The following is a 13637-nucleotide window of genomic DNA, read 5'->3' as shown; positions in this document are numbered from 1 at the left end:
GGGGCTCGACACGATGCAGCAGGCACCGGTCCTTGGGAGCGCGGCAGATCCCGCGTCCGAGGCGTGGCGGGCCAACGAGGAGGCGCACCGCGCCCTCGGCGAGGAGCTGCGCGCCAGACTGGCCGCGGCCCGGCTCGGCGGCGGCGAGCGGGCCCGCGAGCGCCATGTCGCGCGCGGCAAGCTGCTGCCGCGCGACCGGGTCGACACCCTGCTCGACCCCGGCTCGCCCTTCCTGGAGCTCGCGCCGCTCGCGGCGAGCGGGATGTACGGGGACCAGGCGCCCGCCGCCGGGGTCATCGCCGGGATCGGGCGGGTCAGCGGCCGCGAGTGCGTGATCGTGGCCAACGACGCCACGGTCAAGGGCGGCACGTACTACCCGATGACGGTCAAGAAGCACCTGCGCGCCCAGGAGGTGGCCCTGGAGAACCGGCTGCCTTGTCTGTACCTGGTGGACTCCGGCGGCGCCTTCCTGCCGATGCAGGACGAGGTCTTCCCCGACCGGGACCACTTCGGCCGGATCTTCTACAACCAGGCCCGGATGTCGGCCGCCGGGATCCCGCAGATCGCGGCGGTCCTCGGCTCCTGCACGGCGGGCGGGGCGTATGTCCCGGCGATGAGCGACGAGGCCGTGATCGTCCGCAACCAGGGCACGATCTTCCTGGGCGGCCCGCCGCTGGTGAAGGCCGCCACCGGCGAGGTCGTCACCGCCGAGGAGCTCGGCGGCGGCGAGGTCCACTCGCGCACCTCCGGCGTCACCGACCACCTCGCCGAGGACGACGCGCACGCGCTGCGGATCGTGCGCAACATCGTGGCCACCCTCCCCGCGCGCGGCGAGCTCCCGTGGAGCGTGGAGCCCGTGGAGGAGCCCAAGGCCGATCCGTTCGGGCTGTACGGGGCGGTGCCGGTCGACTCGCGCACGCCGTACGACGTCCGCGAGGTCATCGCGCGCGTGGTCGACGGCTCCCGCTTCCAGGAGTTCAAGGCCGAGTTCGGCCAGACGCTGGTCACCGGTTTCGCCCGGATCCACGGGCACCCGGTCGGCATCGTCGCCAACAACGGCATCCTGTTCTCCGAATCCGCCCAGAAGGGCGCCCACTTCATCGAGCTGTGCGACCAGCGCGGCATCCCGCTGGTGTTCCTCCAGAACATCTCGGGCTTCATGGTCGGACGGGACTACGAGGCGGGCGGCATCGCCAAGCACGGCGCCAAGATGGTGACGGCGGTGGCGAGCACACGCGTGCCCAAGCTGACGGTGATCGTCGGCGGGTCGTACGGGGCGGGCAACTACTCGATGTGCGGCCGCGCCTATTCGCCGCGCTTCTTGTGGATGTGGCCCAACGCCAAGATCTCGGTGATGGGTGGCGAGCAGGCCGCCTCGGTGCTCGCCACCGTCAAGCGCGACCAGCTGGAGGCGCGCGGCGAGGACTGGCCCGTAGAGGCCGAGGAGTCCTTCAAGGACCCCATCCGCGCCCAGTACGACCAGCAGGGCAACGCCTACTACGCGACGGCCCGGCTGTGGGACGACGGGGTGATCGACCCGATGGAGACCCGCCAGGTCCTCGGGCTGGCCCTGACGGCCTGTGCCAACGCCCCCCTCCCCCAGCGGGACTACTCGGCGCCCGGCTTCGGCGTCTTCCGGATGTGAGGCGGACCATGACGATGTTCGACACAGTCCTCGTCGCCAACCGGGGCGAGATCGCGGTCCGCGTCATCCGCACCCTGCGCGCCCTCGGGGTGCGCTCGGTCGCGGTGTTCAGCGACGCGGACGCGGACGCCCGGCACGTGCGGGAGGCCGACACGGCCGTGCGGATCGGCCCGGCGGCGGCGTCCGAGAGCTACCTCTCCATCGACCGGCTCCTGGAGGCGGCCGCCAGGAGCGGCGCCCAGGCCGTCCACCCGGGCTACGGCTTCCTCGCCGAGAACGCGGCCTTCGCGCGCGCGTGCGCGGATGCGGGCCTGGTCTTCATCGGGCCCCCGGCGGACGCGATCTCCCTGATGGGCGACAAGATCCGGGCCAAGGAGACCGTGAAGGCGGCCGGTGTCCCGGTGGTGCCCGGCTCCTCGGGCAGCGGCCTCACCGACGGCCAACTGGCCGACGCGGCCCGCGAGATCGGCATGCCGGTGCTCCTGAAGCCCAGCGCGGGCGGCGGCGGCAAGGGCATGCGGCTGGTCCGCGACGAGGCGGCGCTCGCCGACGAGATCGCGGCCGCCCGCCGCGAGGCCCGCGCCTCCTTCGGCGACGACACGCTCCTGGTGGAGCGGTGGATCGACCGCCCCCGCCACATCGAGATCCAGGTCCTCGCGGACGGCCACGGGAACGTGGTGCACCTGGGCGAGCGCGAGTGCTCCCTCCAGCGCCGCCACCAGAAGATCATCGAGGAGGCCCCCTCGGTCCTGCTCGACGAGGAGACCCGGGCCGCGATGGGCGAGGCGGCGGTCCAGGCGGCCCGCTCCTGCGGCTACGCGGGCGCGGGCACGGTGGAGTTCATCGTCCCGGGCAGCGACCCGTCCTCGTACTACTTCATGGAGATGAACACCCGCCTCCAGGTCGAGCACCCGGTCACCGAGCTCATCACCGGCCTGGACCTGGTGGAGTGGCAGGTGCGGGTCGCGGCGGGCGAGGAACTGCCGTACGGACAGCAGGACATCACCCTCACCGGCCACGCCATAGAGGCCCGCATCTGCGCCGAGGACCCTTCGCGCGGCTTCCTCCCCTCGGGCGGTACGGTCCTGGCGCTGCGCGAGCCGCAGGGCGACGGTGTGCGCACGGACTCGGGGCTGAGCGAGGGAACGGAGGTCGGCAGCCTCTACGACCCGATGCTCTCCAAGGTCATCGCGTACGGGCCGGACCGCGCGACCGCGCTGCGCCGGCTGCGGGCGGCCCTGGCCGACACGGTCACCCTGGGCGTGCCCACCAACGCGGGCTTCCTGCGCCGGCTGCTCGCCCACCCGGCCGTGGTCGCGGGCGACCTCGACACGGGCCTGGTGGAGCGGGAGGCGGACTCGCTGGTGCCGGAGGGGGTGCCGGAGGAGGTGTACGCGGCGGCGGCGCTGGTGCGTCAGGAGGGGCTGCGCCCCTCGGCCACGGGTGCGTGGCTGGACCCGTTCGCGGTGCCCAGCGGCTGGCGCATGGGCGGCGAACCGGCGCCCCTGGCCTTCCCGTTCCGGGTGCCGGGACTCGAACCCGTCACTCACGTCGTACGGGGCGAGGCCGCCGGGCAGGTCTCCCCCGGCCTCGTCAGTGTCGAACTCGACGGCCTCACCCACACCTTCACCACCGTCCCCTCCCCGGAGGGGACCTGGCTCGGGCGGGACGGGGACAGCTGGCACGTGCTGGACCACGATCCCGTCGCGGCGAGCCTCACCGGCGCCGCGCGCGGCGGCCTCGACACACTGGCCGCGCCGATGCCCGGCACCGTCACCGTCGTCAAGGTGGCGGTCGGCGACGAGGTCGACGCGGGCCAGAGCCTGCTGGTGGTGGAGGCGATGAAGATGGAGCACGTCATCTCCGCCCCGCACGCCGGCACCGTCACCGAGCTGGACGTCTCCCCCGGCTCGACCGTGGCCATGGACCAGGTCCTGGCCGTGGTGACCCCGAAGGAGGAGGACCAGTGACACTGCCCATGGTCGTACCGGCGCCGGACCTGCCCGCCCCGGTGCGGATCCACGAGGTCGGGGCCCGCGACGGCCTGCAGAACGAGAAGGCCGTCGTCCCCACCGAGATCAAGGCCGAGTTCATCCGCCGCCTGGCGGACGCGGGCCTGACCACCATCGAGGCGACCAGCTTCGTGCACCCCAAGTGGGTGCCCCAACTGGCCGACGCCGAGCGGCTGTTCCCCATGCTCGACGGCATCGAGGGCGTGGCGCTGCCGGTCCTGGTGCCCAACGAGCGGGGCCTGGACCGGGCGCTCGCGCTCGGCGCCCGCCGCATCGCGGTCTTCGCCAGCGCCACGGAGTCGTTCGCCAAGGCCAATCTGAACCGTACGGTGGACGAGTCGCTCGGGATGTTCGCGCCCGTCGTGGCCCGCGCCAAGGAGCAGCAGGTCCACGTCCGGGGCTATCTGTCGATGTGCTTCGGCGACCCGTGGGAGGGAGCCGTCCCCGTCCACCAGGTCGTCCGGGTCGCCAAGTCCCTGATGGACCTGGGCTGCGACGAGCTGAGCCTCGGGGACACGATCGGGGTCGCGACCCCGGCCCACGTCCAGAGCCTGCTCGCGGCCCTGAACGAGGAGGGCGTGCCGACCTCCGCGATCGGGGTGCACTTCCACGACACGTACGGCCAGGCGCTCGCCAACACCCTCGCCGCGCTGCAGCACGGCGTGACCACGGTCGACGCCTCGGCGGGCGGCCTGGGCGGCTGTCCGTACGCCAAGTCCGCCACCGGAAACCTCGCCACCGAAGACCTCGTGTGGATGCTCCAGGGCCTCGGTATCGACACCGGGGTCGACCTCGGCAAGCTCACCGCCACCAGCGTCTGGCTGGCCGAGCAGCTGGGACGGCCGAGCCCGTCCCGCACCGTCCGCGCCCTCTCCCCCGACTCCCACAAGGAGTGACCCCCATGTCCCTTGACCACCGGCTCTCAGACGAGCACGAAGAACTCCGCCGTACGGTCGAGGAGTTCGCGCACGACGTCGTCGCCCCGAAGATCGGCGACTTCTACGAGCGCCACGAGTTCCCGTACGAGATCGTCCGCGAGATGGGCCGCATGGGCCTGTTCGGGCTGCCCTTCCCCGAGGAGTACGGGGGCATGGGCGGCGACTACCTCGCGCTCGGCATCGCCCTGGAGGAGCTGGCGCGGGTCGACTCCTCGGTCGCCATCACCCTGGAGGCCGGGGTCTCGCTCGGCGCGATGCCGGTGTTCCGGTTCGGCACGGAGGAGCAGAAGCGGGAGTGGCTGCCCCGGCTCTGCTCCGGCGAGATGCTGGGCGCGTTCGGCCTCACCGAGCCGGACTGCGGCTCGGATGCGGGCGGCACGCGCACGACGGCGGTGCGCGACGGCGACGAGTGGGTCATCAACGGCACCAAGTGCTTCATCACCAACTCGGGTACGGACATCACGGGCCTGGTGACGGTGACCGCCGTGACCGGCCGCAAGCCCGACGGGCGTCCGCTGATCTCCTCGATCATCGTCCCGTCCGGCACGCCGGGCTTCACGGTGGCCGCGCCGTACTCGAAGGTGGGGTGGAACGCGTCGGACACCCGCGAGCTGTCCTTCGCGGACGTCCGCGTCCCGGTCGCCAACCTCCTGGGCGAGGAGGGCCGGGGCTACGCGCAGTTCCTGCGCATCCTCGACGAGGGCCGCGTCGCCATCTCGGCGCTGGCCACGGGTCTGGCGCAGGGCTGTGTCGACGAGTCGGTGAAGTACGCGCACGAGCGCCACGCCTTCGGCCGCCCGATCGGTGACAACCAGGCGATCCAGTTCAAGATCGCCGACATGGAGATGCGGGCGCACATGGCCCGGGTGGGCTGGCGCGACGCGGCGTCCCGGCTGGTGCGGGGCGAGTCCTTCAAGAAGGAGGCGGCGCTGGCGAAGCTGTACTCGTCGACGGTCGCGGTCGACAACGCGCGCGACGCCACGCAGATCCACGGCGGGTACGGGTTCATGAACGAGTACCCGGTGGCCCGTATGTGGCGCGACTCCAAGATCCTGGAGATCGGCGAGGGCACGAGCGAGGTCCAGCGCATGCTGATCGCAAGGGAGTTGGGCCTGCCGGCGTAAGGCTCGGCCCGGGGTTCGTCTGCGGACCGGTGGGGGCTGGCCGCGCAGTTCCCCGCGCCCCTAAAAGCGCCCCTGCGGGGCGCCCAGGGGATGCCGCGCAGCGGCACTTAAGGGGCGCGGGGAACTGCGCGAGCAACCCAGCACGGTCCGCAGACGAAAGGGGCCGGGGGCGCAGCCCCGAACCGGGGTCCGGGGACTTCGCTCGAAGGGGTGGCCCCGCGGCGTACACCCCGCGCACCCCCACCCCCGCCGACCACCCTGGCACCCGTGACCCCGCCCACCTGCCCCGCCTGCCCGACGCGTCCGCCGCTGTGGAAGGACACCTCCACCACCGTCCCCGGCGCCGCCGACCACTGGCACTGGCACTGCACCGCGTGCCGCACCCTCTACGAGCCGACCGCGTCCCACAAGGTCCGCTTCACGTACGCCCCGCTACGGCGATAGGCACACCCGGGAGACCCCTACAGATCCTTGTGAGGTTAGGCTAACCTACCCAGGAACTGCCAGAGGCCGACCCCGGCACGTACGAAAGCGGATCGTCATGCCCATTTCCCGAGCGTCCCACCTCTCCCGTCGCGGCCTGCTGGCCGCCGGCGGTGCCATCGGCCTCGGGGCCGCGCTGGCCGCGTGCGGGGACGACGACAAGAAAAAGGGCGACTCGCAGAAGGCCGCGGAGAAGTCCGGCCCCTGGTCCTTCAAGGACGACCGCGGCAAGGCCGTCGAGACGAAGTCCACCCCCAAGACCATCGTGGCCTTCACCGGCACCGCCGCCGCCCTCCACGACTACGGCATCGAGGTCAAGGCCGTGTTCGGCCCGACCAAGACCAAGGACGGCAAGCCGGACGTCCAGGCGGGCGACCTCGACGTCAACAAGGTCGAGATCCTCGGCAACGTCTGGGGCGAGTTCAGCGTCGAGAAGTACGCGGCCCTCGCGCCCGACCTGCTCGTCACGGACATGTGGGAGAAGGACGCCCTCTGGTACGTGCCGGACAACAGCAAGGACAAGATCCTCCAGCTCGCCCCCAGCGTCGCGCTGTGGGCCGCGCAGATCAGCATGCCGGCCGCGCTCCAGCGCCGCGCCGACCTCGCCGCGGCCCTCGGCGCCGACCTGAAGGCCGCCAAGTTCACCGAGTCCAAGGCCCGCTTCGAGAAGGCCGCCGCCCGGCTGCGCGCCGCCACCAAGGCCAACCCCGGCGTCACGGTGATGATCGGCTCCGCCAGCGCCGACCTGTTCTACGTCTCCGCGGCCAAGACGTCCGCCGACACCGCGTACTTCCAGGAGCTGGGCGTCAAGTTCGTCGAGCCGAAGGTCAACGCGCAGGGCTTCTTCGAGGAGCTCAGCTGGGAGAACGTCGGCAAGTACAAGGCCGACGTGATCATGATGGACAACCGCTCCACCGCCCTCCAGCCGGACGCCCTGAAGTCCAAGCCGACCTGGACCGGGCTGCCCGCCGTCAAGGCCGGCCAGATCACCCCGCGCACCACCGAGCCGATCTACTCGTACGACAAGTGCACCCCGATCCTCGAAACCCTCGCCAAGGCCATCGAGACCGCGAAGAAGGTTGCCTGACCATGACACTGACAGCCGAGACCGCCACCGTCCCCTTCCGTCTCTTCGATCTGAGCGTGGTACGGACCCGGCGGCTCGGCCCGTCGCTGGTCAGGATCACCTTCGGCGGCGAGCAGTTGGCGTACTTCGAGGGCGGCGGCCGGGACCAGAGCCTCTCGCTCTTCCTGCCGCACCCCGGCCAGGACGCGCCCGTACTGCCGCCCGCCGAGAACCCGGAGACGTGGTTCGCGGAGTACCGGGCGCTGCCCGACGGCGTACGGGCCGTGATGCGGTCGTACACCCTGCGGGAGCAGCGCCGCGACCCCGACGAGGTCGACATCGACTTCGCGCTCCACGAGGACGGCGGCCCGGCGTGCCGCTGGGCCGACGCCGCCGTGCCCGGGGACCGTGTGGCGGTCCTCGGTCCGGCGGTCGCCGACAACACGGCGGTGCGGTTCCGCCCTCCCGTGGGTACGGACTCCGTCGTCATCTGGGGTGACGAGACCGCGCTGCCCGCCGTCTCCGCGATCCTGGAGTGGCTGCCCGCGGGTACGCCCGCGCGGGTGTGGCTCGAAGTGCCGTTCAGTGGCGACCGGATGCCGCTTCCGACTGCCGCGGATGCCCGGATCACGTGGCTGGTGCGGGAGGAGGGCGCGGCCTCCGTCGTGGATGCGGTCCGTTCCGAAGCCGCGCTGCCTGGGCTCGACCCGTATGTGTGGATCGCCGGGGAGGCGTCCACCATGCGGGAGCTGCGGCGTCACTTCGTGAATGAGCGTCAGGTGGACCGCAGGAACGTTACTTTCGTCGGTTACTGGCGGCGGGGGCGCAGTGAGGACCAGTTGCGCGAGGAAGAGGGCGCGTAGGTCGTTTACGCGACTGCGGGCCGTGGGGGCTTGTCGCGCAGTTCCCCGCGCCCCTAAAGGGGCTCGGTGACGCCAGCCACCCCCAAGTACAGCGCTTCCCCAGGGGGCGAGGGCTTGTTGAGATCGAAGTTAGGTTAGGCTAACCTTACTTCGAGATCGCGGTCCTCGCCCCCTTCCTTTCTGCCCGGAGGGCCCGACGAAGTCCCCGATCCGGGAGGACAGTTCATGCGTTCGCACCTGCTCAATGACACGACGGCGGAGAGCTACCGGCGCTCCGTGACCGAAGGAGTCGAGCGGGTGGCGTCGAAACTCGCCGCGACACGCCGCCCGTTCACCGGTGCGGGCGTCGAGGACATCGCCCCGCTCATCGACCGCGTCGACCTCGACCGACCGCTGGGCGACACCTCCGCCGTCCTGGACGAGCTGGAGGACGTGTACCTGCGCGACGCCGTCTACTTCCACCACCCCCGCTACCTGGGCCACCTCAACTGCCCGGTGGTCATCCCCGCCGTCCTGGGCGAAGCGGTCCTCTCGGCCGTCAACTCCTCGCTGGACACCTGGGACCAGAGCGCCGGCGGCACCCTCATCGAGCGCCGTCTGATCGACTGGACCGCCGGCCGCGTCGGCTACGGCCCGGCCGCCGACGGCGTGTTCACCAGCGGCGGCAGCCAGTCCAACCTCCAGGCGCTGCTGCTCGCCCGCGAGGAGGCCAAGACCGACGACCTGTCGAAGCTGCGGATCTTCTCCTCCGAGTGCAGCCACTTCAGCGTCCAGAAGTCCGCCCAGCTGCTCGGCCTGGGCCGCGGCGCCGTCGTGTCGATCCCCTGCGACCACGACAAGCGGATGCAGACCGTGGCGCTCGCCCGCGCCCTGGAGCGCTGCGCCGCCGAGGGCAACGTCCCGATGGCCGTCGTCGCCACCGCGGGCACCACCGACTTCGGCTCCCTCGACCCGCTGCCCGAGATCGCCGAGCTCTGCGCCCAGTACGGCGCGTGGATGCACGTGGACGCCGCGTACGGCTGCGGACTGCTCGTCTCGCCGACCCGCCGTCACCTCCTGAACGGCATCGAGCACGCCGACTCGGTCACCGTGGACTACCACAAGTCCTTCTTCCAGCCGGTGAGTTCCAGCGCGATCCTGGTCAAGGACGGCAGCACCCTGCGGCACGCCACGTACCACGCGGACTACCTCAACCCGCGCCGGGCCGCCGAGGAGCGCATCCCCAACCAGGTCGACAAGTCCCTCCAGACCACCCGCCGCTTCGACGCCCTGAAGCTGTGGATGACGCTGCGCACCATGGGCGCCGAGGGCGTCGGCTCGCTCTTCGACGAGGTGTGCGACCTGGCCGCCGAGGGCTGGCGGCTGCTCGCCGCCGACCCGCGCTACGACGTGGTCGTCGAGCCCACGCTGTCCACCCTGGTCTTCCGCTTCATCCCGGACGCGGTCACCTCGCCCGCCGAGATCGACCGCGCCAACCTCTACGCCCGCAAGGCGCTGTTCGCGTCCGGCGAGGCGGTCGTCGCCGGTACCAAGACCGGCGGCCGCCAGTACCTGAAATTCACCCTGCTCAACCCCGAGACGACGGTCTCCGACATCGCCGCCGTCCTCGATCTGATCGCCGGCCACGCCGAGCAGTACCTGGGAGAGAACCTTGTCCACGCAGCCTCGTGAGCCGTACGACTTCATCGGGATCGGCCTCGGGCCCTTCAACCTGGGCCTGGCCTGCCTGACCGAGCCGGTCGACGAGCTCAGCGGCCTCTTCCTGGAGACCAAGCCGGACTTCGAGTGGCACTCGGGCATGTTCCTGGAGGGCGCCCACCTCCAGACCCCGTTCATGTCGGACCTGGTCACCCTCGCCGACCCGACCTCGCCGTACTCCTTCCTCAACTACCTGAAGGAGTCGGGCCGCCTCTACTCGTTCTACATACGCGAGAACTTCTACCCGCTGCGCACCGAGTACAACGACTACTGCCGCTGGGCGGCCGGCAAGCTCTCCTCGATCCGCTTCAACCAGACGGTGAAGACGGTGACGTACGAGAACGAGGTGTACGTCGTACGCACCGAGGACGGCTCCGAGTTCCGCGCCCGGCGGCTGGTGCTCGGCACCGGCACCCCGCCGTTCGTCCCCGAGCCGTGCCAGGGCCTGGGCGGCGACTACCTGCACAACTCCCGCTACCTGGATCACAAGGAGGCGCTCCAGAAGAAGGAGTCGATCACCCTGGTCGGCAGCGGGCAGTCCGCGGCGGAGATCTACTACGACCTGCTGAGCGAGATCGACGTCCACGGCTACCGGCTGAACTGGGTCACCCGCTCGCCGCGCTTCTTCCCGCTCGAATACACCAAGCTGACGCTGGAGATGACCTCGCCGGAGTACGTGGACTACTTCCACGCGCTGCCCGAGGCCACCCGCTACCGGCTGGAGACGCAGCAGAAGGGCCTGTTCAAGGGCATCGACTCGGAGCTCATCGACGCGATCTTCGACCTGCTCTACCAGAAGAACCTCAAGGGCCCCGTCGGCACCCGACTGCTCACCAACTCCTCGCTGAACACGGCCAGTTACGACGCCGCCTCCGGCACGTACACCCTGGGCCTGCGCCAGGAGGAGCAGGAGAAGGACTTCAGCCTCACCACCGAGGGCCTGGTCCTGGCCACCGGCTACAAGTACGCCGAGCCGGAGTTCCTCGCGCCGGTGGCCGACCGGCTCAAGCGCGACGGCCGCGGCCGCTTCGACGTGGCCCGCAACTACGCCATCGACACCAACGGCGGCGAGATCTTCCTCCAGAACGCCGCCGTGCACACCCACTCGATCACCTCGCCCGACCTGGGCATGGGCGCCTACCGCAACGCGTACATCATCGGCGAGCTGCTCGGCCGCGAGTACTACCCGGTCGAGAAGTCCATCGCCTTCCAGGAGTTCGCCGTATGAGCACCATCGCCGACATAGGCACCTTCACCGTCCGGACCCTCGACCCGCTGAAGGACGCCGAGCTGCTGCACGGCTGGGTCACCCACCCCAAGGCCGCGTTCTGGATGATGCAGGACGCGAAGCTGGAGGACGTCGAGCGGGCGTACATGGAGATCGCCGCCGACGAGCACCACCACGCGCTGCTCGGGCTGCACGACGGCGAGCCCGCCTTCCTGATGGAGAAGTACGACCCGGCCCACCGCGAGCTGGTCGGCCTCTACGAGCCCGAGCCGGGCGACGTCGGCATGCACTTCCTGGTCGCGCCGACCGGCACGCCGGTCCACGGCTTCACCCGCGCGGTGATCACCGCCGTGATGGGGCACCTGTTCGCGGACCCGGCGACCCGGCGGGTCGTCGTGGAGCCCGACGTGGGCAACAAGGCCGTCCACGCGCTCAACGCCGCCGTCGGCTTCGAGGTCGTCGGCGAGATCACCAAGCCGGAGAAGAGGGCGCTGCTGAGCGTCTGCACGCGGGCCGCGTTCGAGGAGGCCACCCGATGACGACGACCACGGACATCACCGTCCCGCACCTCTCCCCCGAGCTGTGGGCGCGCGCCAACCGGCTGCTGATCCGCAAGGCGCTCGCCGAGTTCGCGCACGAGCGGCTGCTGAAGCCGCAGCCGCTGGGCGAGGACCGGTACAGCGTGCGCAGCGACGACGGCACGGTGGAGTACCGCTTCACCGCCGCGCTGTACGCGCTCGACCACTGGCAGGTCGACCCCGAGTCGGTGTCCCGGCACGGGTCGGACGGCCAACTCCCGCTCGACGCCCTCGACTTCTTCATCGAGCTGCGCGCGACGCTGGGCCTGAGCGACGAGATCCTGCCGGTGTACCTGGAGGAGATCTCCTCCACGCTCTCCGGTACGGCGTACAAGCTCACCAAGGAGCAGACCCCGGCTGCCGAGCTCGCCCGGGCGGGCTTCCAGGCGATCGAGACGGGCATGACCGAGGGCCACCCGTGCTTCGTGGCCAACAACGGGCGGCTCGGGTTCGGTGTGCACGAGTACGCGGCGTACGCGCCGGAGGCCGCCGCCCCGGTCCAGCTGATCTGGCTGGCGGCGCGGCGCGACCGGGCGACCTTCACCTCGGGCGCGGGGCTCGACTACGAGACGCTGATCGAGGCGGAGCTGGGCGCGCAGACGCTGGAACGTTTCGCCGCGACGCTGGCGGCGCGGGGCCTGGACCTCGCGGACTACCAGCTGCTGCCGGTCCACCCGTGGCAGTGGTGGAACAAGCTGTCGGTGACGTTCGCGGCGGAGGTGGCACAGGACAGGCTGGTGCCGCTCGGGGTGGGCGACGACAGCTACCTGGCCCAGCAGTCGATCCGCACGTTCTTCAACACGACGGACCCGTCGAAGCACTACGTCAAGACGGCGCTGTCGGTCCTGAACATGGGCTTCATGCGGGGCCTGTCGGCGGCCTACATGGAGGCGACGCCGGCGATCAACGACTGGCTGGCGGGCCTGGTGGAGCGCGACTCCGTGCTCCAGGCGGCCCGGTTCTCGATCATCCGCGAGCGGGCGGCGATCGGCTACCACCACCGCCAGTACGAGCGGGCCACCGACCGCTACTCGCCGTACCGCAAGATGCTGGCGGCGCTGTGGCGGGAGAGCCCGGTGCCGTCGCTTGAGCCGGGCGAACGCCTTGCGACGATGGCGTCGCTGCTGCACGTCGACGGGGCCGGGGCGTCGTTCGCGGGCGCGCTGATCGCGGAGTCGGGAGTGGGGGCGACGGAGTGGCTGCGCCGCTACCTGGACGCGTACCTGCTCCCCGTCCTGCACTCCTTCTACGCGTACGACCTGGTCTACATGCCGCACGGCGAGAACGTGATCCTGGTCCTGGCGGAGGACGGGACGGTCTCGCGGGCGATCTTCAAGGACATCGCCGAGGAGATCGCGGTCATGGACCCGGACGCGGTGCTGCCGCCGGCGGTGGAGCGCATCCGTGCGGACGTGCCGGACGACATGAAGCTGCTGTCCGTCTTCACGGACGTCTTCGACTGCTTCTTCCGTTTCTTGAACGCGACGCTCGTGAGTGAGGGCGTGGTCGGGGAGGACGAGTTCTGGGCGGCGGTGGCGTCGTGCGTCACGTCGTACCAGGCTTCTGTGCCCGAACTGTCCGACAAGTTCAAGCAGTACGACATGTTCGCCCCGGAGTTCGCGCTGTCCTGCCTGAACCGGCTGCAGCTGCGCAACAACAAGCAGATGGTGGATCTGGCGGATCCGGCGGGGGCGCTCCAACTGGTGGGCAACCTGCGGAACCCGATCGCGGGTTGAAGCCCCTCCCCGTCCCTTCCCTAAACCCTCCGGGGGGGCGGGAGGGGGCGGGCTTCCCGGGGGCCGCTGCGGGGCCTGCGGCCCCTGCACCCCGCTTCGTTCGTCTGCGGACCGTGCTGGGTTGCTCGCGCAGTTCCCCGCGCCCCTTAAATGCCGCTGCGCGGCAATCCCCTGGGCGCCCCGCAGGGGCGCATCTCAGGGGCGCGGGGAACTGCGCGACCAGCCCCCACCCACCCGCAGACAAACACGGGTCCAGGGGCGAAGCC

11 protein-coding genes are annotated in these 13637 nt (G+C 70.9%); all 11 read left to right on the top strand.

Annotated features, from left to right (window positions below; translation table 11 throughout):
• Positions 1-13 precede the first annotated feature (13 nt).
• Positions 14-1645 (top strand): carboxyl transferase domain-containing protein, encoded by a 1632-nt coding sequence (locus tag QIY60_RS18150; RefSeq protein ID WP_283143395.1) that lies wholly within the window; start codon positions 14-16, stop codon positions 1643-1645.
• A gap of 14 nt (positions 1646-1659) precedes the next feature.
• Positions 1660-3615 (top strand): acetyl-CoA carboxylase biotin carboxylase subunit, encoded by a 1956-nt coding sequence (locus QIY60_RS18145; RefSeq protein ID WP_283143394.1) that lies wholly within the window; start codon positions 1660-1662, stop codon positions 3613-3615.
• An 8-nt stretch (positions 3616-3623) separates the two neighbouring features.
• Positions 3624-4553 (top strand): hydroxymethylglutaryl-CoA lyase, encoded by a 930-nt coding sequence (locus QIY60_RS18140; protein WP_283145989.1) that lies wholly within the window; start codon positions 3624-3626, stop codon positions 4551-4553.
• A gap of 5 nt (positions 4554-4558) precedes the next feature.
• Positions 4559-5719 (top strand): acyl-CoA dehydrogenase family protein, encoded by a 1161-nt coding sequence (locus QIY60_RS18135; protein ID WP_283143393.1) that lies wholly within the window; start codon positions 4559-4561, stop codon positions 5717-5719.
• 267 nt (positions 5720-5986) lie between these two features.
• Complete coding sequence (locus QIY60_RS18130; RefSeq protein ID WP_283143392.1) at positions 5987-6163, top strand: hypothetical protein; 177 nt, start codon at positions 5987-5989, stop codon at positions 6161-6163.
• Positions 6164-6260: 97 nt separating this feature from the next.
• Positions 6261-7289: an ABC transporter substrate-binding protein gene (locus tag QIY60_RS18125; protein WP_283143391.1), complete on the top strand. Its 1029-nt coding sequence runs from the start codon at positions 6261-6263 to the stop codon at positions 7287-7289.
• A gap of 2 nt (positions 7290-7291) precedes the next feature.
• The gene (locus QIY60_RS18120) at positions 7292-8131 is read left to right on the top strand and encodes a siderophore-interacting protein (protein ID WP_283143390.1); all 840 of its coding nucleotides are present in this window, start codon (positions 7292-7294) and stop codon (positions 8129-8131) included.
• A gap of 225 nt (positions 8132-8356) precedes the next feature.
• A complete protein-coding gene (locus tag QIY60_RS18115; RefSeq protein WP_283143389.1) occupies positions 8357-9802 on the top strand; it encodes an aspartate aminotransferase family protein in 1446 nt (481 codons plus the stop codon).
• A complete protein-coding gene (locus QIY60_RS18110) occupies positions 9783-11057 on the top strand; it encodes a lysine N(6)-hydroxylase/L-ornithine N(5)-oxygenase family protein (protein WP_283143388.1) in 1275 nt (424 codons plus the stop codon). Before QIY60_RS18115 ends, QIY60_RS18110 begins: the two co-directional genes overlap by 20 nt.
• On the top strand, positions 11054-11596 hold the full coding sequence (locus QIY60_RS18105) for a GNAT family N-acetyltransferase (RefSeq protein WP_283143387.1): 543 nt from the start codon (positions 11054-11056) through the stop codon (positions 11594-11596). The genes QIY60_RS18110 and QIY60_RS18105 overlap by 4 nt, the downstream gene beginning before the upstream one ends.
• On the top strand, positions 11593-13371 hold the full coding sequence (locus QIY60_RS18100; RefSeq protein WP_283143386.1) for an IucA/IucC family siderophore biosynthesis protein: 1779 nt from the start codon (positions 11593-11595) through the stop codon (positions 13369-13371). Before QIY60_RS18105 ends, QIY60_RS18100 begins: the two co-directional genes overlap by 4 nt.
• Positions 13372-13637: the final 266 nt, after the last annotated feature.

Source organism: Streptomyces sp. BPTC-684, from assembly GCF_030028635.1.
Classification (GTDB): Bacteria; Actinomycetota; Actinomycetes; order Streptomycetales; family Streptomycetaceae; genus Streptomyces; species Streptomyces noboritoensis.
The sequence above is the reverse complement of the archived record's forward strand: the minus strand, read 5'-3'. Positions and strand labels throughout refer to the sequence as shown.